The 23,018-nt window shown below is 67.8% G+C and carries 20 protein-coding genes; 13 read left to right on the top strand and 7 right to left on the bottom strand.

Translation table 11 applies throughout. The features are described from left to right. Positions 1–25 precede the first annotated feature (25 nt). Positions 26–364 (top strand): ISC system 2Fe-2S type ferredoxin, encoded by a 339-nt coding sequence (fdx, locus tag J8I34_RS13435; protein ID WP_025582290.1) that lies wholly within the window; start codon positions 26–28, stop codon positions 362–364. Between the two features lie 34 nt (positions 365–398). Further along, the gene (gene iscX / locus J8I34_RS13430; RefSeq protein WP_029046871.1) at positions 399–593 is read left to right on the top strand and encodes a Fe-S cluster assembly protein IscX; all 195 of its coding nucleotides are present in this window, start codon (positions 399–401) and stop codon (positions 591–593) included. A 78-nt stretch (positions 594–671) separates the two neighbouring features. On the opposite strand, the gene J8I34_RS13425 is transcribed toward iscX, so the two are convergent. From J8I34_RS13425 to prfB, 4 genes are all read right to left on the bottom strand, one after another. Then, positions 672–1,433, bottom strand: coding sequence for a glycine zipper 2TM domain-containing protein (locus J8I34_RS13425; protein ID WP_209806243.1), 762 nt, complete (start codon positions 1,431–1,433; stop codon positions 672–674). A 241-nt stretch (positions 1,434–1,674) separates the two neighbouring features. Continuing rightward, on the bottom strand, positions 1,675–3,231 hold the full coding sequence (lysS, locus tag J8I34_RS13420; protein WP_029046873.1) for a lysine--tRNA ligase: 1,557 nt from the start codon (positions 3,229–3,231) through the stop codon (positions 1,675–1,677). Positions 3,232–3,282: 51 nt separating this feature from the next. Next, positions 3,283–4,041, bottom strand: coding sequence for an SDR family oxidoreductase (locus J8I34_RS13415; RefSeq protein WP_029046874.1), 759 nt, complete (start codon positions 4,039–4,041; stop codon positions 3,283–3,285). A gap of 143 nt (positions 4,042–4,184) precedes the next feature. Next, a protein-coding gene (prfB, locus tag J8I34_RS13410; RefSeq protein WP_156914353.1) for a peptide chain release factor 2 occupies positions 4,185–5,289 on the bottom strand; the annotation gives its coding sequence in 2 pieces (ribosomal slippage) (positions 4,185–5,207 and positions 5,209–5,289; 1,104 coding nt in all). Positions 5,290–5,493: 204 nt separating this feature from the next. Between prfB and J8I34_RS13405 the strand changes: the two genes are divergently transcribed. Beyond that, entirely contained in the window at positions 5,494–6,210 is a 717-nt protein-coding gene (locus J8I34_RS13405; protein ID WP_029046876.1) for a peptidoglycan DD-metalloendopeptidase family protein, read from the top strand. 32 nt (positions 6,211–6,242) lie between these two features. On the opposite strand, the gene recJ is transcribed toward J8I34_RS13405, so the two are convergent. Both recJ and J8I34_RS13395 read right to left on the bottom strand, forming a co-directional pair. Then, positions 6,243–7,940: a single-stranded-DNA-specific exonuclease RecJ gene (gene recJ / locus J8I34_RS13400; protein ID WP_029046877.1), complete on the bottom strand. Its 1,698-nt coding sequence runs from the start codon at positions 7,938–7,940 to the stop codon at positions 6,243–6,245. Positions 7,941–8,006: 66 nt separating this feature from the next. Beyond that, a complete protein-coding gene (locus J8I34_RS13395) occupies positions 8,007–9,122 on the bottom strand; it encodes a hypothetical protein (RefSeq protein WP_209806242.1) in 1,116 nt (371 codons plus the stop codon). Positions 9,123–9,269: 147 nt separating this feature from the next. Here J8I34_RS13395 and J8I34_RS13390 point away from each other — a divergent pair, with 147 nt between their 5' ends. From J8I34_RS13390 to J8I34_RS13375, 4 genes are all read left to right on the top strand, one after another. Continuing rightward, complete coding sequence (locus tag J8I34_RS13390; protein ID WP_029046879.1) at positions 9,270–10,520, top strand: lipoprotein-releasing ABC transporter permease subunit; 1,251 nt, start codon at positions 9,270–9,272, stop codon at positions 10,518–10,520. Next, positions 10,513–11,253, top strand: coding sequence for a lipoprotein-releasing ABC transporter ATP-binding protein LolD (lolD, locus tag J8I34_RS13385; RefSeq protein ID WP_029046880.1), 741 nt, complete (start codon positions 10,513–10,515; stop codon positions 11,251–11,253). Before J8I34_RS13390 ends, lolD begins: the two co-directional genes overlap by 8 nt. A 22-nt stretch (positions 11,254–11,275) precedes the next feature. Continuing rightward, the gene (locus J8I34_RS13380) at positions 11,276–12,127 is read left to right on the top strand and encodes a TatD family hydrolase (protein ID WP_209806241.1); all 852 of its coding nucleotides are present in this window, start codon (positions 11,276–11,278) and stop codon (positions 12,125–12,127) included. Positions 12,128–12,198: 71 nt separating this feature from the next. Further along, positions 12,199–14,637 carry a DNA internalization-related competence protein ComEC/Rec2 gene (locus J8I34_RS13375; RefSeq protein ID WP_209806240.1) on the top strand — a complete coding sequence of 813 codons (2,439 nt, stop codon included), beginning with the start codon at positions 12,199–12,201 and terminating at the stop codon, positions 14,635–14,637. On the opposite strand, the gene J8I34_RS13370 is transcribed toward J8I34_RS13375, so the two are convergent. Continuing rightward, complete coding sequence (locus J8I34_RS13370) at positions 14,634–15,581, bottom strand: MurR/RpiR family transcriptional regulator (protein WP_029046883.1); 948 nt, start codon at positions 15,579–15,581, stop codon at positions 14,634–14,636. The genes J8I34_RS13375 and J8I34_RS13370 overlap by 4 nt on opposite strands. A gap of 252 nt (positions 15,582–15,833) precedes the next feature. Between J8I34_RS13370 and edd the strand changes: the two genes are divergently transcribed. From edd to J8I34_RS13340, 6 genes are all read left to right on the top strand, one after another. Next, the gene (gene edd / locus J8I34_RS13365; RefSeq protein WP_209806239.1) at positions 15,834–17,729 is read left to right on the top strand and encodes a phosphogluconate dehydratase; all 1,896 of its coding nucleotides are present in this window, start codon (positions 15,834–15,836) and stop codon (positions 17,727–17,729) included. Positions 17,730–17,867: 138 nt separating this feature from the next. Beyond that, positions 17,868–18,353 carry a gluconokinase gene (locus J8I34_RS13360; RefSeq protein ID WP_029046885.1) on the top strand — a complete coding sequence of 162 codons (486 nt, stop codon included), beginning with the start codon at positions 17,868–17,870 and terminating at the stop codon, positions 18,351–18,353. A gap of 325 nt (positions 18,354–18,678) precedes the next feature. Further along, positions 18,679–20,154 (top strand): circularly permuted type 2 ATP-grasp protein, encoded by a 1,476-nt coding sequence (locus J8I34_RS13355; protein ID WP_209806238.1) that lies wholly within the window; start codon positions 18,679–18,681, stop codon positions 20,152–20,154. A 55-nt stretch (positions 20,155–20,209) separates the two neighbouring features. Further along, positions 20,210–21,163 carry an alpha-E domain-containing protein gene (locus tag J8I34_RS13350; RefSeq protein ID WP_029046887.1) on the top strand — a complete coding sequence of 318 codons (954 nt, stop codon included), beginning with the start codon at positions 20,210–20,212 and terminating at the stop codon, positions 21,161–21,163. Between the two features lie 56 nt (positions 21,164–21,219). Further along, positions 21,220–22,065, top strand: a complete 846-nt coding sequence (locus tag J8I34_RS13345; protein WP_029046888.1) for a transglutaminase family protein — start codon at positions 21,220–21,222, stop codon at positions 22,063–22,065. A gap of 130 nt (positions 22,066–22,195) precedes the next feature. Further along, positions 22,196–23,017, top strand: a complete 822-nt coding sequence (locus J8I34_RS13340; RefSeq protein ID WP_029046889.1) for a proteasome-type protease — start codon at positions 22,196–22,198, stop codon at positions 23,015–23,017. Position 23,018 lies beyond the last annotated feature (1 nt).

Raw genomic sequence — 23,018 nt, 5'->3', positions numbered from 1 at the left:
CGCACTACAGAACCCAGGAAACGACATGCCACAGATCATTGTTTTGCCCCACGTCGAATACTGCCCGGAAGGGAAGGTGATCGAGGCCGAGAAGGGCGTCAGCGTCCTCGACTCCCTGCTTTCCCACGGGATCGATCTCGAACACGCGTGCGAGAAATCCTGTGCCTGCACCACTTGCCATGTGATCGTGCGCGAAGGCTTCGACTCGCTCAACGAGGCCGAGGAGAAGGAAGAGGACCTGCTCGACAAGGCCTGGGGCCTGGAGCCGAATTCGCGCCTGTCGTGCCAGGCCATCGTCGATGAGGAAGACCTGACCGTCGAGATTCCCAAGTACACCATCAACCACGCCAAGGAAGGCCACTGAGCCGCCGGCACAGATCTCAGCGGAGAACGAACCCATGAAGTGGACCGATACCTACGATATCGCCGCAGCGCTGTACGACAAATATCCTGATGTCGACCCCGCCGGCGTGCGCTTTACGGAACTGCGCAGCTGGGTGCTGGAGCTCGACGGCTTCGCCGACGATCCGGCGCGTTCGGGAGAGAAGATCCTGGAAGCGATCCAGCAAGCATGGATCCAGGAAGCGGAGTAAGCGCTCTGTATCGGGAAGAAGCAGAAAGGCCGGCGTGATTCGCCGGCCTTTTCCGTTGGTACTGCGCGAGCGTCGGTGTCAGCCTCTGACCAGCGCACCGTTCTCCATGTGCACGCGCTCGCCGACCTGTACCGCGGGATCCTTTTCATAGGTGAAGGTTCGCTGGCTGCCGTCATCCATGCGGACGCGCACTTCATAGTGGGTATCCTTGCTCACGGCCTTCTCGATCTGGTTACCCGCGACCCCGCCGCCCACCGCACCGACTACAGTGCCGACGATACGGCCATTGCCCTTGCCGACCTGGTTGCCAAGCAGGCCGCCGACCACCGCGCCGCCGAGCGCGCCCAGGCCGCTGGTGTTGGGCTTCTGGGTCTGTATCGGCGTGACGGCGACGATGCGGCCGGCATACGGGCTGCCCTTGGCGGCCGGGCGCCCGGTGTCGGCGCGCTGGCTGGCGCGGGACTCACTATCGCGCGGTGCGGCCTGGCGCGCGGGAGTGGTACGCGGCGCCGCTTGCGTCGGTTGTGAGTTGGAGGTGTTCTGGCGCGATTGCGCTGGCTGGCCGTCATCATAGACTGGCGGGCGGGTCGTACTGCCCGGCGGCGCGGTCTGCGTGGTAACAGGCAAAGGCCCTTGCGGCGCCTGTGCACCTTGCTGGCTTTGCTGTGCGTTCAGCTCAGGGCTAGCCTTGCTGAGCGGCAGCACGCCGGTGACGGCGGCGACGGCGGTCAGGCTGGCAATGACCACCGCCACGGCTGCCGCGCCTATCAGCGGATGCAGCCGGCGTTGCGACGGCAGCGGGGCGGGGGTGTGGTCGTGCGAAGTGGCTTGGCTCTGCATTGTGGCTCCGGTGCGGCGATGGCCGCGATGGGATGGAACCAGTTTGGCGGAAGCGGGGGGTGTTTTCCGTTTGTTTTTGTAAATTTATGTAGGCGGAAAAGGCCTTTTGTGTCAGTGGGTTACGAGGGGTTTGGGGAAGAGGAGAGGCGGCGCTGTAACAAAACGGCGACCGAAGGGAAGGGACTTGAAGTACACGCTCGCGCCCCTCTTCCGCACACGGAAGAGGGGCGCGAGCAAAGCGTCAGTCTTCCTTGCGCAGGTGCGGGAACAGGATGACGTCGCGGATATTCGGGCTATCGGTCAGCAGCATCACCAGGCGGTCGATGCCGATACCGCAGCCGCCCGTCGGGGGCATGCCGTATTCCAGCGCGCGGATATAGTCGGCGTCGAAATACATCGCCTCCTCGTCGCCGGCATCCTTCTGCTCGACCTGCTTGCGGAAGCGGTCGGCCTGGTCCTCGGCATCATTCAGCTCCGAGAAGCCGTTGGCGATCTCGCGGCCGGTGATGAACAGCTCGAAACGCTCGGTGATGCCCGGCACCGTGTCCGAAGCGCGCGCCAGCGGCGAGACCTCGACCGGGTAGTCGACGATAAAGGTCGGCTCCCACAGCTGGCTCTCGGCGGTTTCCTCGAACAGCACCAGCTGCAGCGTGCCCAGCCCGGCATTGAGGAACTGCGGCGCGTTGGTGTTGACGCCGAACTTCTTCAGCTCAACACGCAGGAATTCTGCATCGGCCAGTTGCGCGTCGGTGTACTGCGGCGCGAACTTCTGGATCGCCTGGCAGATGGTCAGGCGGTGGAACGGCTTCGACAGGTCCAGCTCGCGGTCCTGGTACGTCAGCACGGCGCTGCCGCGCGCGTCGATCGCGGCCTTGCGGATCAGGTCTTCAGTGAAGTCCATCAGCCAGCGGTAGTCCGTGTAGGCCGCGTAGAACTCCATCATGGTGAACTCGGGGTTGTGGCGCGGGCTCACCCCCTCGTTGCGGAAGTTGCGGTTGATCTCGAACACGCGCTCGAAGCCGCCGACGATCAGCCGCTTCAGGTACAGCTCGGGCGCGATGCGCATGAACATCTGCATGTCCAGCGCATTGTGGTGCGTGATGAAGGGCTTGGCCGCGGCGCCGCCCGGGATCGGGTGCAGCATCGGCGTTTCCACCTCCATGAAGCCGGCGTCGGCCATAAGGCGGCGCAGCGACGAGATCGCGTTGGTGCGGGCGCGGAAGGTGTTGCGCGTTTCCGGCGAGACGATCAGGTCCACATAGCGCTGGCGGTACTTCATCTCCTGGTCGGCCAGCCCGTGGAACTTGTCCGGCAGCGGGCGCAGCGACTTGGACAGCAGGCGCAGCTCGCGCACCTGCACCGACAGTTCGCCCTTGTTGGTGCGGAACAGCTCGCCGCGGGCGCTGATGATGTCGCCCAGGTCCCAGTGCTTGAAGGCGGCGTAGACCTCTTCGCCGACCTTGTCGCGCGTGATGTAGAACTGGATCTGGCCGCTGCCGTCCTGCACGGTGGCGAAGCTGGCCTTGCCCATCACGCGCTTGAGCATCATGCGGCCGGCGATGGCGACCTCGACCGGGCTGGCTTCGAGCGCGGCCTGGTCGGTCTCGCCATATTGCGCATGCAGCGCGGCGGCCTGGTGGGTGGGGCGGAAATCGTTGGGGAAGGCCACGCCTTGCTGGCGCAGCGCGGCCAGTTTCTCGCGCCGCTCCGCGATGATCTTGTTCTCGTCGACGGCGGGCGTATCCGCGGCGGCTGGCTTGGCCTGCGACTTGGCCTGGGCGTGATTCGGTTCGGTCATGATGTCTTGTAGCGTCGCACGCGGCGGGCCGCGCGCGGGTTCAGTATGGCTTCAGTAATTGCGGAGATCGTCCAGCTCGGTGCTGCCGAAATCCGGGCGGTGCAGGTAGGCGACGATGCGGCCCGCGGTTTCCTCGGCGGAAGCGAGCTGCTGGTTCGCCTTCAGGTCGCGGAAACGCTGCACCTGGGCAAACTCGGCGTTGCGGATCACGTCCTGCATGCCGGTATCGATCACGCCCGGCGCCAGCGCCACCGCGCGCACGGTGCGGGGCGCCGGTGCCTGCGCGTACTCGGCGTTGACCGAGCGCATGAACATGTCCAGGCCTGCCTTGCCGGCGCAGTAGGCGCTCCAGCCCTCGATCGGGCGGCGCGCCGCGCCGGAAGAGATCGCCAGCACCTTGCGCGGGCAGTCGAACTTCTCGGTGCGCTCCAGGAAGGCCGCGGTCATCGTCATCGGCGCCGCCAGGTTGGTCAGCAGGTGCGGCACCAGCGTGCTTTCCTGCAGGCGCGAGACCGGGCCGATCGGTTCGACCACGCCGGCGTTCAGGATCAGCGTGGCACTGGCCGGCGGCTGGTCGAGGGTATCGATCACGCTGGCCAGCCAGGTGGCCGCGGGGCCGGCCTGGGACAGGTCCTGCAGGTGCCAGGCCACCGGCACGCCGCTCATGGTGGCGATGCGCTCCAGCTCGTTGTTGCGGCTGCGCGCGACGCAGATCAGGCGGTTGCCCGGCACGAGCAGGGCGTTGGTCAATGCCGCGCCCAGCCCGCGCGAGGCGCCGGTGATGATGTAGAGGTGATTGGCTTCGCTCATGGTGCCCCGGTCGGAAAGGCCGCAGGTGCGGCGGTACAGCAGTGAGGTACAGCTGTCGATACAGCGAAAGCGGTGATGCTGCTGTGCCGCCGCGGGTGCCGCCGCCGCGCCAAAGGGCGCGGGACGTGCAGCCCGGCACGGCCTTACAGTCCCTGCTTGAGGCTGGCCTCGATGAACGGGTCCAGGTCGCCGTCCAGCACCTTCTGGGTGTTGGACATTTCCACGTTGGTGCGCAGGTCCTTGATACGGCTCTGGTCCAGCACGTAGGAGCGGATCTGGTGGCCCCAGCCCACGTCGGTCTTGCCGGCTTCGAGCTTGTCGGCCTCGGCCTGGCGCTTGCGCATCTCGTGCTCGTACAGGCGCGACTTCAGCATCGACATGGCCTCGGCACGGTTGCGGTGCTGCGAGCGGTCATTCTGGCACTGCACCACGATGCCGGTCGGGATGTGCGTGATCCGCACAGCCGAGTCGGTCTTGTTGATGTGCTGGCCGCCGGCGCCAGAGGCGCGGTAGGTATCCACGCGCAGGTCAGCCGGGTTGACTTCCACTTCGAACGAGTCGTCCACCTCGGGATAGACGAACACCGATGAGAACGAGGTATGGCGCCCGCCCGACGAATCGAACGGCGACTTGCGCACCAGGCGGTGCACGCCGGTCTCGGTACGCAGGTAGCCGAAGGCGTATTCGCCCTCGATCTTGATGGTCGCGCTCTTGATGCCGGCCACGTCGCCTTCGGACTCTTCCAGCACCTCGGCCTTGAAGCCCTTGCGCTCGCAGTACTTCAGGTACTGGCGCAGCAGCATCGAGGCCCAGTCGCACGCTTCGGTGCCGCCGGCGCCGGCCTGGATGTCGATGAAGGCGTTGGCCTGGTCCATCTCCCCGGAGAACATGCGGCGGAATTCCATGTCCGCCACAATCTCCTCGAAGCCCTTGACGTCGCTTTCGATCGATTCGAGGGTCTCGTCGTCGCCTTCTTCCCTGGCGAGTTCGAACAGCTCCTCGGCGCCGCCAAGGTCGTCAGTGAGCTTGCCCAGGACGCCTACGACGCCCTCGAGGCTCTTCTTTTCCTTGCCGAGGTCCTGGGCGCGCTTGGGGTTGTTCCAGACGTCCGGGTCTTCCAGCAGGCCGTTGACTTCGTCCAGCCTTCCTACTTTGACATCGTAGTCAAAGATACCCCCGTAGATCTTCCGTCCGGGAACGGAGATCGGAGATGGCACCGGAGATGGCGTTGAGGCGTTCTGCTTCCATGATGTTCCTGCGCTTCGAAAACCGTGAATTATAGCGGATTGGTGCCCGGAACCGGTCGCGGATTCGGGGATTGCGGCCGCCCCCGGCGTGGGCGCGCGGCGAACGGAAAGCGCGTGCGATGGTCTATCCGGCGGTGCCGGGCAGCGCACGCGGCGATAATACGCACTCGCAAGCCGCCCGCGGCATGAAGACAAACAGGGACGCATGACGAAAACCAGACATGACATCGAGCCAGGCCGGCGCCGCGCGCTGGGCCTGCTGATTGCCGCCACGGCCGCCGCGGTCGCTTCCGGCTGCGGCACCACCGGCGGCCCCGTGCCGGATGGCTATTACCGCGTGGAACGGGGCGATACGCTCTATTCGATCGCCCGCAAGCACGGCCGCACCGTGCGCGACCTGACCCGCTGGAACAGCGACATCACCAGCCCCAGCCAGATCGAGGTGGGCCAGTTGATCCGCGTGCGGCCTGCCGGCGGCGCCGGCGCGACGGCATCCACCGGCACCGGCCAGGCCGTGACCGACACGCCGCGTGTCGACAGCGGCAGTTCGCGGCCGCCCGCTGGCGGTATCCGCCTGCAATGGCCAGCCGACGGCCGCGTCACCGCGGGCTACTCGCCGCCGGGCAGCAAGGGCCTGACCATCGCGGTGCCGGCCAACGGCACGGTGCGCGCGGCCGCCGCTGGCCGGGCCATCCATGTGGGCAACCTGCGCGGCTACGGCATGCTGGTGATCGTCAAGCACAACGACGACTGGCTGACGGTCTACGGCAACCTGGACCAGCCGCTGGTCAGCGAGGGCGCCACGATCTCGGCCGGACAGGACGTGGGCCGCATGGGCGCCAGCGCCAGCGAGCTGCACTTCGAGGTGCGGGGCAACGGCAAGCCGGTTGATCCGATGGCGTACCTGCCGTCGCGCGGCTAAGACCGGGGGACAAGCCCCAGGGCCCCGGCGCGCTACTGCGCGTGCTCGATCACCAGCTGCACGCGCGTGACGCCGTTGAACGTGTTGTTGTCGAGCCGGTAGGCCACCTGCGCGCTGGCCCCGAGCGATTCGGCGTGGTTGAACCAGATTGCGTCGAAGCGCTGGCTGCCGCGCCCCAGCTGCAGCTTCAGGTGCTTGCCCTTGAGCACGCTCTGGCGCAGCACGTCGAACTCGCCGCAAAAGGTCGGTGCCGGGAAGCCCTGGCCCCACACCTGCTGCTCCAGCAGGGTGACGAATTCCGGGCTGAAGCAGTGGTCCTCGATATCGCCGTCGGTCTCGATCACGCGCGCAAGCTGGTCGTCGGTCAGCCATTCCTTGCCGACCGCTTCGAAGGCTTCCTGGAACTCGGCAAAGCGCTCGGCGCGCACGGTCAGGCCGGCCGCCATGGCATGGCCCCCGAACTTGACCATCATGCCGGGGCAGCGCTTGGACACCAGGTCGAGGGCGTCGCGCAGGTGGAAGCCCGGGATCGAGCGGCCCGAGCCCTTGAAGGTGGCTTCGTCGCCGGGCGCGAAGGTGATGGTGGGGCGGTGGAACTTGTCCTTGAGCCGCGACGCGACGATGCCGATCACGCCCTGGTGCCAGGTGTCGTTGAACACGCTGACGGTAAAGCGCGCCGACGGGTCCGGGCCAGCCAGCGGCTGCTCCAGGATCTGCAGGGCCTCCTGCTGCATGCCCGCTTCGATATCGCGCCGCTCGCGGTTCATGCCGTCGAGTTCCTGCGCGATTTCCCAGGCGCGGTTGGCATCATCGGTCAGCAGGCATTCGATGCCCAGCGACATGTCCGCCAGCCTGCCTGCCGCGTTCAGCCGTGGCCCCAGCCCGAAACCGAGGTCGAAGGTATTGGCGCGCGACGCCTCGCGTCCCGCGGCGCGGAACAGCGCCGCCACGCCCGGCTGCATGCGTCCCGCGCGCATCCGGCGCAGCCCCTGCGCCACCAGAATGCGGTTGTTGGTGTCGAGCTTGACCACATCGGCGACCGTGCCCAGCGCCACCAGGTCGAGCAGTGTCTGTAGCGGCGGCTGGGTGGCCTGGGTGTAGACGCCGCGCCGGCGCAGCTCGGCGCGCAGCCCCAGCAGCACGTAGAACATCACGCCCACGCCAGCCAGGTTTTTGCTCGGGAATTCGCAGCCCGGCTGGTTCGGGTTGACGATCACCGCCGCCTCGGGCAGCTCGGCGCCCGGCAGGTGGTGGTCGGTCACCACCACGTCGATCCCCAGCGCATTGGCCGCGGCCACGCCGTCGACGCTGGCAATGCCGTTGTCGACCGTGACGATCACGTCCGGCTGCTGCCTGGCCGCCAGCGCTACGATTTCCGGCGTCAGGCCGTAGCCGTACTCGAAGCGGTTGGGCACGATGTACTCGACCCGTGCGCCCAGCATGCGCAACCCGCGCACCCCCACCGCGCAGGCGGTGGCGCCGTCGCAGTCATAGTCGGCGACGATCAGCAGGCGCTTGCCGGCGGCGATGGCGTCGGCGAGGTAGGCGGCGGCATGGCCGATGCCTTTCATGGCGCCCGGCGGCACCAGTTCAGGCAGGTCGGTCGCCAGCTCGGCGGTGCGGGCCACGCCGCGCGCGGCCAGGATGCGGGCGAGCGTGGGATGCAGGCCGGCGGCGGCCAGTGCGGTGACGTGTTCGGGGGCGTAGGTGCGGATGGCGATCCGGGTCATGGCGGGGCGTTCTTGTTTTGCGGTAGGGGGCGGCAGTCGGGCGGCGGCAGGCGGGTTGTGCGACCTTCAGGCGGCAAAGGCGAGGTCGGACAGCAGGGCGCGCCAGTCGCCGCGCTGGCCCATGCCGCGCCAGAACTTGCGCAGGTCGGCACGGGTCACGGTGAACTCGGCAAAGTGGTTCTCGCTGCCCAGCACCAGCGTCACGGCGCCGATGCCGCCGATGCCACCTGCGGCCAGCGCCTCCAGCGCCGGCGCGAACCAGTCGGCATCGAGCGCATGCATGCGCTCGATCCACAGGCCCCAGTCCTCCGTGATATGGGCTTCGGTGGCAAGTTCCAGCATCGCCAGCACCGATCCCCCGGGCGCCGCCACGCCAGCCAGTCCCGCCGGCACCGGCAGCACGCGGCTGCCGGCGGCCAGCGCCAGCCCGGCCAGGAACGGGTCGTCGCTCAGTACCGTGTCGGCCAGGCGTGGCACGGCCTGCAGCCTGCCGCCGCCGTACAGCCAGACCGAGTTCACCGGCAGCTCGCCGCGCGCCTCGCGGGCCTGGTTGACCGGGTGGTCGAACCAGGTCATCTGGATCTCGTTCTGTACCCGGCGCCAGTCGCGCGCACGCTCGCCGGCCTGCATCCAGATGTCGATGTTGCGCCCGGCCGCGCGCAGGGGGGTGGTGGCTTCCAGCGGGCCGAACACGGCTTCGGGCAGGTACCAGCGCGACGGGCAGGGCGTCTCCAGCGCAATGCCGGATTCCTGCAGCAGCGGATCGATGGCGGCGTGCAGGGCGGCAGCCTCTTCCGGCCGGATGCCGAGATGCGCTGGCGGCATCAGCACCAGGTGGTCGCGCGCGGCGTGGATGTGCACCGGCTGCAGGCAGGCCCAGGACTGGCCGTCCGGGTCCGGGGCGGCTGCGCTGCTGTCGGCCAGCCGCATATAAGGCGCCGACGGCACCCGGCCGGTGTCCAGTCCCGTCTTGCCGGCCAGCCATCGCTCCTGCGGCAGGCTGCGCAGGAACGGGTCGTCATGCCGCTCGCGTGGGCCGGGCGTGGCCCGCGTCAGCAACTTTCCGAGCGCCGGCAGCTCCAACTGCCGCAGCAGCGCGCCGGGAATGACGTCGTCGCGGCCGTCGTCGCCGGCGCCCGGCGGGACGGAAAAGGGCACAATCAGGGTCAGGTGCGTCATCATGGTGGCGAGATTGTAAACTTCCGGCTGGCCGATGCCAGTCCCGCGCCGCTCCAGAGCATCCTGGACGGCGCCCGCCAAGGCTCGCACGAGTGCCGCCGGCGCCCCTCGCAAGGGCGGCGGCGATGTCCCGAAACAACAGGAATCCTCTTGAACTTTCCCTACGAGTGGCAGATCGGCTGGCGATACACCCGCGCAAGCAAGCGCGCCAGCCGCAACACCTTCATTTCATTCATCTCGATGATCTCGATGTTCGGGATCGCCCTGGGCGTGGCCGCGCTGATCGTGGTGCTGTCGGTGATGAACGGCTTCCAGAAAGAGGTGCGCGACCGCATGCTGTCAGTGCTGGCGCATATCGAGGTCATCGGCCCGTCGTCGCTGCCCGACTGGCAGCACACCGCGGCCGAGGCGATGCAGAACAAGGAAGTGGTCGGCGCCGCGCCCTACGTGGCCGCGCAGGCCATGCTGACCCGCGACGACGCCGTGCGCGGCGTGCTGCTGCGCGGCGTCGAGCCGTCGCAGGAGCCCAAGGTCTCGGACATCGGCAGCCAGTTCAAGTCCGGCAGCATGAAGGCGCTGGTGCCGGGCGAATTCGGCATCGCGCTGGGCAACGAGCTGGCCAATGCCATGGGCGTGCAGGTAGGCGACAAGGTCACGCTGGTTGCGCCGCAGGGCACCATCACGCCAGCCGGCGTGCTGCCGCGGCTCAAGCAGTTCACCGTGACCGGCATCTTCTCGTCTGGTCACTTCGAGTTCGACAGCGCGCTGGCGCTGGTCAACATGCACGATGCCGAGACGCTGTTCCGCCTGAGCGGCCCTACCGGCGTGCGGCTGAAGCTGCAGGACATGCAGCGCGCGCCGCAGGTGGCGCAGCAGCTCGCCGGCACCATGTCGGGCGAGCTGTACCTGCGCGACTGGTCCAAGCAGAACCGCAACTGGTTCGCCGCGGTGCAGACCGAGAAGCGCATGATGTTCATCATCCTGACTCTGATCATCGCGGTGGCGGCATTCAACCTGGTGTCGACGCTGGTGATGACCGTGACCGACAAGCAGGCCGATATCGCCATCCTGCGCACCATGGGCGCGCAGCCGCGCTCGATCATGAAGATCTTTATCGTGCAGGGCGTGGCCATCGGCTTTATCGGCACTCTCCTTGGCGTGGGCGGCGGTACGCTGATCGCGACCAATATCGATGTGATCGTGCCTTTCATCGAACGGGTGCTGCACGTGCAGTTCCTGCCGCGCGACATTTATTTCATCAGTGAATTACCCTCGGATCCCCGCGTGAACGACATCGTCACCATCGGCATCATTTCCTTCGTGCTGGCCACGCTGGCCACGCTCTATCCCAGCTGGCGTGCCGCCCGCGTCAACCCCGCGGAGGCGCTGCGCTATGAGTGAAGCCGTGCTGCAAGCGGATACCACCGCCAATGCGGCGGGCCAGCCGGGCACCGGTTCGCCGGTACTGGTTGCGGAGGGGCTGACCAAGCGTTTTCGCCAGGGCGGACTCGATGTCGAAGTGCTGCGCGGCGTGGACGTGCGCGTCAATGCCGGCGAGAAGGTCGCCATCGTCGGCGCGTCCGGCTCGGGCAAGAGCACGCTGCTGCATGTGCTGGGCGGGCTCGACAATCCCGACTCGGGCCGCGTTGCGCTGCTCGGCAAGCCGTTCACGGCGCTGCGCGAGCACGAGCGCAATGTGGTGCGCAACCGCTCGCTGGGCTTTGTCTACCAGTTCCATCACCTGCTGCCGGAATTCACCGCGCTCGACAACGTGGCGATGCCGATGCGCATTCGCGGCCTGACGCAGCACGATGCACGCGGCACGGCGCAGGCCATGCTGGAACGCGTGGGGCTGGGCGGCCGCTCCAAACACCGGCCGGGCGAGCTTTCCGGCGGCGAGCGCCAGCGCGTGGCGATCGCGCGCGCGCTGGTGGGGCAACCTGCCTGCGTGCTGGCCGATGAACCGACCGGCAACCTCGACGACCACACCGCCGGCGGCGTCTACGATCTGATGCTCGAACTGTCGCGCACGCTCGGCACCAGCTTCGTCATCGTCACCCACGACCTCGACCTGGCCGGCCGCTGCGACCGCGTGCTGCGATTGCGCGACGGCCACCTGCATCAGGAACGCTAGGCCAGGCCCCCGGCATTGCACCATGTGGATCGACACCCACTGCCATCTCGACGCGCGCGAATTCGACGCTGACCGGCGCCAGGTCGCCGACGCGGCCGAGGCCGCCGGCGTGCGCGGCATCGTCGTGCCGGCGGTGGCGGTGTGGAATTTCGAGGCGGTGCGCACGCTGGCGCACGAGGATTCGCGCTGTGTCTACGCGCTCGGCATCCATCCGCTCTGCTCGGCCGGTACAGGGCAGGCCGATATCGATGCGCTCCGGCGCGAGGTCGCGGCCAGCATGGGCGATCCGCGTTTCGTCGGCATCGGCGAGATCGGGCTCGATTTCTTTGTCGCCGGTCTCGATGCCAATCACCAGACCTGGCTCTATGCCGAGCAGCTGAAGATCGCGCGCGAGTTCGACCTGCCGGTGCTGCTGCATGTGCGCAAGTCGCAGGACCAGGTCGGCGCGCAGTTGCGCAAGGCGGGCGTGAAGCGCGGCATTGCGCATGCGTTCAACGGCAGCCATGAGCAGGCGCGGCGCTTTGTCGAGCAGGGCCTCAAGCTTGGCTTCGGCGGCAACCTGACCTTCAGCCGCTCGCGCCAGATCCGCCGGCTGGCTGCAGACATGCCACTGGAGGCCCTGGTGCTGGAAACCGACGCGCCCGATATCGCACCCGCCTGGCTTGCCGATGACCAGTTCGGCGAGCAGCACAAGGTGCGCAACACCCCCGCGGAAGTTGCCGGCGTGGCGCGCGTGCTGGGCGAGCTGCGCGGCATCGATGCCGCGGCGCTGGCGCAGGCGACCTGGCGCAATGCCGTCGACGCGCTGCCTCGGTTGGCGGCCTTCGCCGGAACCATGGCACCGGCCAGACACATAACTTCCACGAGTTCCTGACAGGCTGACAAGCTTTCCGCCGCGTCGCGCGGTTACAACTCTGGCTGTGTGCAATCAGCCGGGGAGGTGCCGTGCGCGTGTTCGTGGTGGCGTTCGTCGCGGGATGCTGGGTGCTGCAGCAGCAGGCAACGCTGCCGCGGCAGGACGTCGTGCGCATTGCCGCAGCCGGACTGGCGCTGGCCGGCATGGCGATGCTGGTGTGGGGCGGGCGCCTGCGTCCCGCTTGGCGGGGCCTGGTGCTGGCCGTGCTGGCCTTTGCCGCCGCGATCTGCTGGGCGGCATGGCGCGCCGACATGCGCTTGCGCGACTGGCTGCCTGACTCGCATGAATCGCGCGATCTCGATGTGCGCGGTGTGGTTTCCGGGTTGCCGTCTGAATCAGCGGGCGGTGTCCGCTTTGCCTTGACCGTCGAGCGGGCCGTGCCGGATGGGGCGGATGGGCCGGGCGAACCTGCGCCGACGTTACCTGGCAGGCTGCTTCTCCACTGGCGCGATGCGCCGCCTGACCTGTATCCCGGCCAGCGCTACACCCTGACCGTACGCCTGCGGCGCCCACGCGGACTGGCCAATCCCTTCGGCTTCGACTATGCCTTCTGGCTATTGGCGCAGGGCTATGGTGCGACGGGCTACGTACGGCGTGCACACGGTCCACCGCAGGAGGCAAGACGGGAACGGCTCGCATGGCGCATCGAAGCGTGGCGCGCGGCCGTGCGTGATCGCCTGCGCGCCGCGCTGCCGGCCGATGCGCGCTATGGTCCCGTGCTGATCGCGCTGGTGATCGGCGACCAGCGCGGCATCGATACGGAAGACTGGCAGTTGTTCCGGCGCACCGGCATCAGTCACCTGGTCAGTATTTCAGGGCTGCACATCACCATGATTGCCGGCATGGCGGGGTCGTTCGTCGGCATGCTGTGGCGGTATTCGTTCGGGCTGGGGCGCAGGCTGCGCCGGCCGCTGCCACTGTGGCTGCCGGCCAGGTATGCGGCCCTGGTGACGGCGGTAGCCGGTGCGGTGGCATATGGACTGCTGGCCGGGATGCAGATCCCCGCGTTGCGCACGGTGGCGATGCTATGCGTTGCCGCGCTGGCGGTATGGGGCGGGCGGGCACCGCCGGCGTCGGTGGTGCTGGCCTGCGCGGCACTGGCCGCATTGCTGCTGGACCCGTGGGCGGTGATGTCGCCGGGCTTCTGGCTGTCTTTCGGCGCGGTGGCGGTGATCTTTTACGCTGCCCGGTCCGAACATGGCGAGCTTGAAACCCGATGGCAACGCATGCGTGCCACGCTTGCCGCCGCCGCGCGCACGCAATGGGCGGTGACAGCCGGGCTGGTGCCGCTGACGCTGCTGATGTTCCAGCAGGTGTCGGTGGTGTCGCCGCTGGCCAATGCGCTTGCCATCCCCGTGGTCAGCCTGCTGGTGACGCCGCTGTCGCTGGCCGCCGCCGCCGTGCCGGCCGTGCTGGCAGCGCCGTTGCTGGCCGTCGCGCATCAGGCGATGGTGTGGCTGGCAGCCCTGCTGGGCTGGCTGTCCGGCCTGCCTTGGGCCATGTGGGAAGCACCGGGATCCGGGCCGTTGCCTTTGCTGCTGGCCGGACTCGGGATTGCGCTGTCGCTGGCCCCGCTGGCCAGTGCTGTGGTGCGCCTGCACGGCGGCCTGCTGGTGCTGCCGCTGGTGTTGGCGCGCGGGCCGTCGGTGGCGCATGGCGAGTTCCGCGCGGTGATGCTCGATGTGGGGCAGGGGACGGCGGTGCTGGTGCAGACGCGCGCGCATGCGCTGCTGTACGACGCGGGGCCGGGCTATGCATCTGGCGCCAGCGCCGGTGCACAGGTGGTGGTGCCGCTGCTGCGTGGCCTGGGCCTGGGCCGGATCGACCACTTGATGGTCAGTCATGAAGACGCCGACCATGCCGGCGGCGTGGCCGACGTGGAAGCGGCGGTGGCCGTCGCGGCGCGCAGTACCGGCGCGCCACCGGGCCATGCCCTGCTCGGGCCGGTGCCGTCCGGGTGGGCGCCGTGCGCGGCCGGGCAGCAATGGGAATGGGACGGCGTGCATTTCACGGTGCTGCATCCGCTGCCATCGCAATCGCAGCATGCGGAGATTGCCAGCAATGCCCGCAGTTGCGTGCTGCACGTGGCAACCGCGCGGCATCGCTTGTTGCTGACCGGCGATATCGGCGAGGCCGAAGAACGCGCGCTGATCGACAGGCTGCCGCCCGAAGCGCTGCATGCCGACGTGATGGTGGTGCCGCACCATGGCAGCGGCACATCTTCCGGTGCCGTATGGCTGGAAGCGGTGCGGCCCCAGGCTGCCGTATTCCAGCTGGGCTATGCCAACCGCTACCGCCATCCACGTGCCGACGTGTGGGAGCGCTATGGGCGCGCCGGCATTGCCCGCTACCGCAGCGACGAAACCGGCGCTGTCACCATGGCCACAGCGCCGGCGGGTTATACGCTGTCGGTGTTTCGGCAGGCTGAGCCGCGCTATTGGCGCGCCAGGCCGGATGCGCCGCGCTAGCGGGGCTTGCGTCGCGCGCGGGTGGCTGCCGGGGCAGGCTTCACGTCCCCGGAATCCGGCTGGGCCGTGGCGCGGCCTCGGGCAGGCGGCAGCGTCCGTGCCGGTTCGGCGCCTGCGATGCGGCGTTCGCGCAGGTGGGCCTTGGCGCGCTGCAGGCCGGCGGCGACCGATTCCGCGCGCTCCAGCGCCACGCCTGCGGCCAGCACGTCGCCAAGCACAAGGTGGCTGATGCGGGACGTCATCGGTGTATAGACCTCGCTGTCTTCCTCGACGTCGGAAAACACGCAGACGTCGGCGAGCTTGGCCAGCGGCGAGCCGCTGTGTGTGATCGCCAGCACGCTGGCGCCGCTGCCGCGCGCCAGCGTGGCGGCGGTCAGCATGTCCCAGGTGCGACCGCTGTTGGACACCAGCACCGCCACGTCGCCGGCGCCGAGCAGTGCGGCCGACATGCTGAAGACGTGCGGGTCGGAGTAGGCGACGGTCGGGATGCCGAGACGGAAGAACTTGTGCTGGATGTCGAGCGCGACGATGCCGGAATTGCCGCAGCCGTAGAACTCGATGCGGCGCGCGCGGGCCAGCAGGTGGATGCCGTGCTCGATCTGGTCGGCCGACAGCGCGTTGCGCACGCTCATCAGCGTGGCGATGGTGCGGTCGAACACCTTGCCGGCGATGTCGGCGGGGCGGTCGTGGGCGTCGACGTCCTGGTGCACGAAGGGCATGCCGCCGCCGACGTTCTGCGCGAACTGCAGCTTGAACTCGCGGAAGCCGTCGTAGCCCAGCGCGGCGCAGAAGCGTGCGATGGTGGGCTGCGACACGCCTGCGCGCTCGGCCAGTTCGGGCATCGACAGGCGGATCACGGCGGCGCCGTGCTCGGCGACGTAGTCCGCCAGGCGGCGTTCGGAGGGGCGGAGCGTGTCATAGACGGCAAGGATTCGGTCGCGCATGGCGGCGGATGATCAGGTTGTTCGGGATTGCGGAATGTAGATATTCTACATCCAATGGCGCGGCATCATGCCCGAAAAGGTGCATGCCTGGATGTCAGGGTTTGCCCGTAATTCGGGAAAATCAGCGAATTCCGGCGCCATTGTGACGCATGACCTAGTCGACGGTGGCATTGCTATCGGTATAATGTAGAAAATCTACATGCGATTGCGCCGCTTTGGTGCTACGCCCCGACAACAAGGAACGTCTCCGCCATGCCCATTGCCGTCCATGCCGAGCTGTTGGCCGTCACCGAACGCATCGTTGCCCGCAGCCGCGTCAGCCGTGCCGCCTATCTTGCGCGCTGCGAGCGTGCGCAAGCCGAACTGGGGCCGCTGCGCGGCATGTCCTGCGCCAACCTGGCGCACGGCTTCGCCGCGCTGCCTGCCAGCGACAAGCTGAAGCTGCGCGTCGACCATGCGCCCAATCTCGGCATCGTCACCGCGTACAACGACATGCTGTCGGCCCACCAGCCCTATGAGCGCTACCCCGGCGTGATCCGCGAAGCCGCGCGCGCGGTGGGGGCCGTGGCGCAGGTGGCGGGTGGCGTGCCGGCGATGTGCGATGGCATCACGCAGGGCAATGCCGGCATGGAGCTGTCGCTGTTCTCGCGCGATGCGATTGCCATGAGCACGGCCATCGCGTTATCGCATAACACCTTTGATGCGGCGCTGATGCTGGGCGTGTGCGACAAGATCGTGCCGGGCCTGCTGATGGGCGCGCTGCAGTTCGGCCACCTGCCGGTAGTGTTTGTGCCGGCGGGCCCGATGGCCACTGGCCTGTCCAACAAGGAAAAGGCGCGCGTGCGCCAGCTCTACGCCACCGGGCAGGTCGGTCGCGATGCGCTGCTCGAGGCAGAATGCCAGGCCTACCACGGCGCCGGCACCTGCACCTTCTACGGCACCGCCAACAGCAACCAGTTCCTGATGGAAATCATGGGTCTGCACCTGCCCGGCGCGGCCTTCGTCCATCCGGATAGCGGCCTGCGCGACGCGCTGACGACCGCGGCGGCTCAGCGCGCGATCGCATTGCGCGCGCGCGGCAGCGAATACCTGCCGCTGGCGCGCATCGTCGACGAGCGCGCGGTGGCCAATGCCATGGTCGGCCTGCTGGCGACGGGTGGCTCCACCAACCACACCATCCATCTGGTGGCGATGGCGCGTGCCGCCGGCATCATCGTCGACTGGGATGATTTCGACCACCTGTCGCGCATCACGCCGCTGCTGGCGCGGGTGTACCCGAACGGCTCTGCCGACGTGAACCACTTCCATGCCGCCGGCGGCGCCGGGCTGATCATCCGCGAACTGCTGCAGGCCGGGCTGCTGCATGAAGACGTGCAGACCGTCGCGGGCCCGGGCCTGGCGCGTTACACGCAGGAGCCGGTGATGCGCGATGGCGTGCTGCAATGGCGCGAAGGGGCGACGGCCAGCGGTGACGCCCAGGTCGTTGCCAGCGCCGCGGCGCCGTTCTCGGCGGAAGGGGGGCTGCGGCTGATGCAGGGCAACCTGGGCCGCGGTGTGATCAAGGTTTCGGCTGTGGCGCCCGAGCACCGCGTGGTTGAGGCGCCGGTGCGCGTCTTCGATGCGCAGGAAGCGCTGCAAGCGGCGTTCGAGGCCGGCGAGCTGAACGGTGACCTGGTCGCCGTGGTCCGCTTCCAGGGCCCGAACGCCAATGGCATGCCTGAGCTGCACCGCCTGACGCCGGTGCTGGGCGCGCTGCAGGACGCCGGGCACAAGGTGGCGCTGGTGACCGACGGCCGCATGTCGGGCGCGTCGGGCAAGGTGCCTGCGGTGATCCACGTCGGCCCTGAAGCACTGGCCGGCGGCGCGCTGGCCCGCGTGCGCGACGGCGACCGCATCCGCGTCGACGCGGTGGCCGGCGTGCTGCAATGGCTGGGCGACGAGGGCGAGTTCGCGGCGCGCGAGCTGGCGCCGGCCCCGGCCGACGATTTTGCCCGGTTCAGCCTCGGGCGCGGGCTGTTCGGCTCGTTCCGGCGCCACGCGCGCATCGCGGAAGAGGGGGGCAGCGCACTCGACCTGTCCGAAGCGGATGCCGACGCGGCGCCAGTTATATCCGCCACTGCCATGGCGGCGCAAACCGTCGCACAATAGCCTCACACTCATGCCCGCCGCCGGCACGCCGGCGCGCGGGAGCGGCCCGCAGGCATTGGCCAGAGCCGCGACCCCATCCGAAAGCAAGACAGCAAGACAGCAAGATAGCAAGACGATACCAAGACCGACGGAGCAGACATGATCTATATCCTGATGGGCGTATCCGGCAGCGGCAAGACCACGGTCGGCCAGCTGCTGGCGCAGCGCCTGGGCTGCGGCTTCCATGACGCGGACGAATTCCACAGTGAAGCCAACAAGGCCAAGATGCATGCGGGCATCCCGCTGACCGACGAGGACCGCTGGCCCTGGCTGGCGGCGATGCGTGCCGCCATTGACGCGGCGCGCGCCGATGGCCGGACCCACGTGTTCACCTGCTCGGCCCTGCGCCAGGCATACCGCGACCGGCTGACGCCGCCCGACGGCGGCGTGACCTTCGTCCACATGAAGGGCGACGCCGCGCTGATCGCCGGGCGCCTGTCCGCTCGCAGCGACCACTTCTTCAACCCCGAGCTGCTGCAGAGCCAGTTCGATACGCTGGAAGCGCCGCGCGACGCGCTGGAACTCGATATCCGCCAGCCGCCCGAGGTCCTGGTGGAAACCATCCTGCAGGCTCCCGCTCGCTGAGGTTTTCGCCCTCGACCATCCGCTCCATCCCATGACGGCCGCCAGCCCCCGCTGGCGGCCGTTTTTGCGTACGCTGGCAGACATCTTGCTAATTCACTTTCCGTGCCGGCTGCGATTCGCCAGCTTGCGGCTTTCGCCGGTACAGGTATGCTGAAAGGGCCAGTGACTCGACAGTATCGCCGCGCCAATCCCATCGGGGACCATTCCGGACCTTCCCGGGGCAATTGCGCGGCGGGCTTGTGGCAGGACAGCCAGGTCAAACCAGGGCGGCCGGATGCGGGGAAGCGGCAGCACCCGACGCCCACTACATGGAGGAGCGGCCATCATGGCGGGGCGGTTTTTCGACGAGATGCTGGACTGGCGCGCCGACGGGGCGCCCATGGTCATCCAGGCCGGGCAGTCGCTGCCCGACGGGGCGGTACGCCCGCATTACCGGCATTTCACGGACTGGCTGGCGCGGCAGTCCGGCAGCACCATGGACAACAAGCGGGCCGAGGCGGACCTGATCTTCCGGCGCGTGGGGATTACCTTTGCCGTCTATGGCGACAAGGACGAGGCCAACAGCGGCACCGAACGCACCATCCCGTTCGACGTGATCCCGCGCATCTTTCCGGCCAGCGAATGGGCGCTGCTGGAAAAAGGCCTGCGCCAGCGCGTGGCCGCGCTGAACCGGTTTATCCATGATATCTACCACGGCCAGGACATCATCCGGGCCGGCGTGATCCCGCCCGACCAGATCTACAACAACGCCCAGTACCGGCCCGAGATGCTCGGCGTCAGCGTGCCGCACGACATCTATGCGCACGTCGCCGGCATCGACGTGGTGCGCGCCGGCGAGGGCGAGTTCTACGTGCTGGAAGACAACCTGCGCGTGCCCTCCGGCGTGTCATACATGCTCGAAAACCGCAAGATGATGATGCGGTTGTTCCCGGATCTGTTCGCACGCAACCGCGTCGCGCCGGTGGCGCACTATCCGGACCTGCTGCTCGACATGCTGCGCGGCGTGTCGCCGCAGGCGATCGCCGATCCCACCGTGGTGGTGCTGACCCCTGGCATGTACAACTCCGCGTACTTCGAGCACGCTTTCCTGGCGCAACAGATGGGCGTCGAGCTGGTCGAAGGCAGCGACCTGTTCGTCGAGGACGACCACCTGTTCATGCGCACCACGCAAGGGCCGCAGCGCATCGACGTGATCTACCGGCGCGTCGACGACGATTTCCTCGACCCGCTGGTGTTCCGGCACGATTCCGCGCTGGGCGCCGCCGGGCTGCTGTCGGTCTACCGCGCCGGCAACGTGACCATCTGCAATGCGATCGGCACCGGCGTGGCGGACGACAAGTCGATCTATCCGTACGTGCCCGACATGATCCGCTTCTACCTCGGCGAGGAGGTCATCCTCAATAATGTACCCACGTACATGTGCCGGCGCCCCGACGATCTGCAGTACGTGCTCGAGCATATGGACGAGCTGGTGGTCAAGGAAACCCACGGCGCGGGCGGCTACGGCATGCTGGTGGGACCGGCCGCGACACGCGCCGAGATCGATGCCTTCCGCGAGGTGGTCAAGACCAGGCCCGAGCAGTACATCGCGCAGCCGACCCTGGCGCTGTCGACCTGCCCGACCTATGTGGAGTCGGGCATCGCCCCGCGCCATATCGACCTGCGCCCGTTCGTGCTGTCGGGCAAGGAGGTGCGCATGGTGCCCGGCGGACTGACGCGCGTGGCGCTGCGCGAGGGCTCGCTGGTGGTCAATTCCTCGCAAGGGGGCGGCACCAAGGACACCTGGGTGCTGGAACGATGACGACGACAACCCACCACGCGAGCAAGACCGCCGCCGCCATGCGAGGAGACTCCACATGCTGAGCCGTACCGCCGACCACCTGTTCTGGATGGCCCGCTACACCGAGCGCGCGGAAAACACCGCGCGCATGCTCGACGTCAACTACCAGACCTCGCTGCTGCCGCAATCGGCCGAGGTGGCCGAGCAGGGCTGGTGGGCCATGCTCGATATCTCCGAGCTGACGCAAGCCTTCGACCATAAGTACGGCTTGCTGTCGCGCGACGACGTGATCGATTTCATGGTGCGCGACATGACCAATGTGTCGTCGATCATGAGCTGCCTGCGCGCAGCGCGCGAGAACGCGCGCGCGGTGCGCGGCTCACTGACCACCGAAGTCTGGGAAACCGTCAACACCACCTGGCTCGACGTGCAGCGCATGATCGCCGACGGCGTGCTCAGGGAAGACCCGTCGCGCTTCTTCGAATGGGTCAAGTTCCGCTCGCATCTGGCGCGTGGCGTGCAGTTCGGCACCATGCTCAAGGACGATGCCTTCCACTTCATGCGGCTGGGCACCTTCCTGGAGCGCGCCGACAATACCGCGCGGATCCTCGACGTCAAGTTCCAGGCCTCGGGCAGCGACGACAGCAATCCCAACCGCGAGCAGAACGACTTCTACCATTGGGCAGCGGTGCTGCGCTCGGTGTCCGGCTTCGAGGTCTACCGCAAGGTCTATCGCGCGGTGGTCACGCCGCAGCGCGTGGCCGAGCTGCTGGTGCTGCGCCCCGACATGCCGCGCTCGCTGGTGTCGAGCATGGACGAGGTGGTGACGATCCTGGCCATGGTGCGCAACCAGCAGTCGGCCGAGACCGAGCGGCAGGCTGGTAAACTCCACGCCGACCTGAAGTACGCGCGCATCGACGACATCTTTGCCGTCGGCCTGCACGCGTACCTGACCAGCTTCCTGGAGCGCATCGGCGATCTCGGCAATGGCATCAGCCGGGACTTCCTGGTGCCGCTGCAGGCGGCCTGACATGGGCACGCCGGCGGCGACCATGTGCTGCCGCCGCCGCGCCGCGCCCTGATACCGTGAAATACAAGATCCATCACCATACTGTCTACCGCTATGCCGAGCCCGTGCGCCGCAGCGTGCACGAGCTGCGGCTCGAGCCGCGCTCGGGCCCGCTGCAGACCGTGCACAGCTGGCAGCTGTGCACGCCGGGCAACCCTTCGGCGGCGCGCGATGGCTTCGGCAACATCGTGCACAACTTCACCGTGGCGGGCCCGGCGGACACCATCGCCATCGAAGCCAGCGGCGAAGTGGAAGTGCTGCCGCCGCATGGCGACCTTGACCGCGATGGGCACCATGCCTTCTGCGATGCGCCGCCGGCTGGCGAATCGCGCGTATCGCCGCTGTACTTCCTTGGCACCACGCCGCTGACCACGGCACCGCGCGAGATGCAGGCCTTCGCCGCGCCTTTCCTGGCCGCGGGCCACGATATTCCCGCGTTGCTGGCACTGGCCCAGGCCATCGGCGAACGCGTGCGCTACAAGCCCAATACCACCGATGTCGGGACTTCCGCCGCCGAGGCGTTCGGCCTGGGCAGCGGTGTGTGCCAGGACCAGGCGCAGGTGATGGTGGCGGCCTGCCGCGCGCTCGGCGTCCCGGCGCGCTATGTGAGCGGCTACTTCTACGATCCCGCCGCCACCGAACTGGCCAGCCATGCGTGGGCCGACGTTTGCCTTGACCCGCAGCGCGAGATCTGGTGCAGCATCGACATCACCCACGGCTGCCTCACCGACGAGCGCCATGTGCGCCTCGCCGTGGGGCGCGACTATCAGTCCGCCGCACCGGTCCGGGGCATCCTGGAGGGTGGTGCCGGCGAGACGCTCGAAGTCAATGTTGTGATCACACCGCTTGCCGATCCAGTCTAGGCTCCGGCTGCGCCAATTAGGTGCCACATTCCAGAACCGGCACTGACAGGCGCAGCGGCGCTAGAATCCATTAATGCAGGCCTGCGGCCGGCCACTCCCGGCCGTCCAACAAGAACACCAGAACAAGACCATGACGTACTGTGTAGCCATGCGGCTGGATGCCGGCCTGGTATTCCTGTCCGATTCCCGCACCAACGCCGGGGTGGACGCCATCTCGACGGCACGCAAGATGACGGTGTTCGAAGAGCCCGGCGACCGCGTGATGGTGCTGATGACTGCGGGCAACCTCGCCATCAGCCAGTCGGTGCGCCAGATCCTGGCGGAAAGTCACGATGACAAGCGCTCGCTGTGGAATGCGCGCGACATGTTTGAAGCGGCGTCCATCGTCGGTGACGCTGTGCGCCAAGTACACAAGCGCGATGCGCACGCGCTGCGCGATGCCGGCATCGAATTCAATGTCAGCCTGATCTTCGGTGGCCAGGTCCGGGGTGAGAGGCAGCGGCTGTTCAACATCTATGCCGCCGGTAACTTCGTCGAAGCCACGCCGGAAAACTGTTATTTCCAGATCGGCGAGGCGAAGTACGGCAAGCCCATCATCGACCGCGTCGTGCATCCTTCGCTGCCGCTGGCCGAGGGCGCAAAATGCGCGCTGATCTCGATGGATTCGACGCTGAAGTCGAATATTTCCGTGGGTTTGCCGCTGGACCTGCTGGTCTACGAGGCGGATTCGCTGCGCGTGACCCGATTCGTCAATATCGACGAGCGCAATGCCTATTTCCGCATGATCCGCGATACCTGGGGCCACCGGTTGCGGCAGGTGTTCGGCGAAATCCACAATCCCGAATGGGATCCGGCCCAGCAGGCTGACTTCCCGCTGGCACGCAGTGGCGAGGGCGACTGCTGGGGGCAGCCCGTGCGCGCCAGGCGCAATCCCTCCCGCACCCAGGAATGAA

The organism is Cupriavidus phytohabitans (assembly GCF_017815025.1).
GTDB lineage: Bacteria > Pseudomonadota > Gammaproteobacteria > Burkholderiales > Burkholderiaceae > Cupriavidus.
Note: the sequence above shows the minus strand (reverse complement) of the source record. Positions and strands in the feature narration are given on the sequence as shown.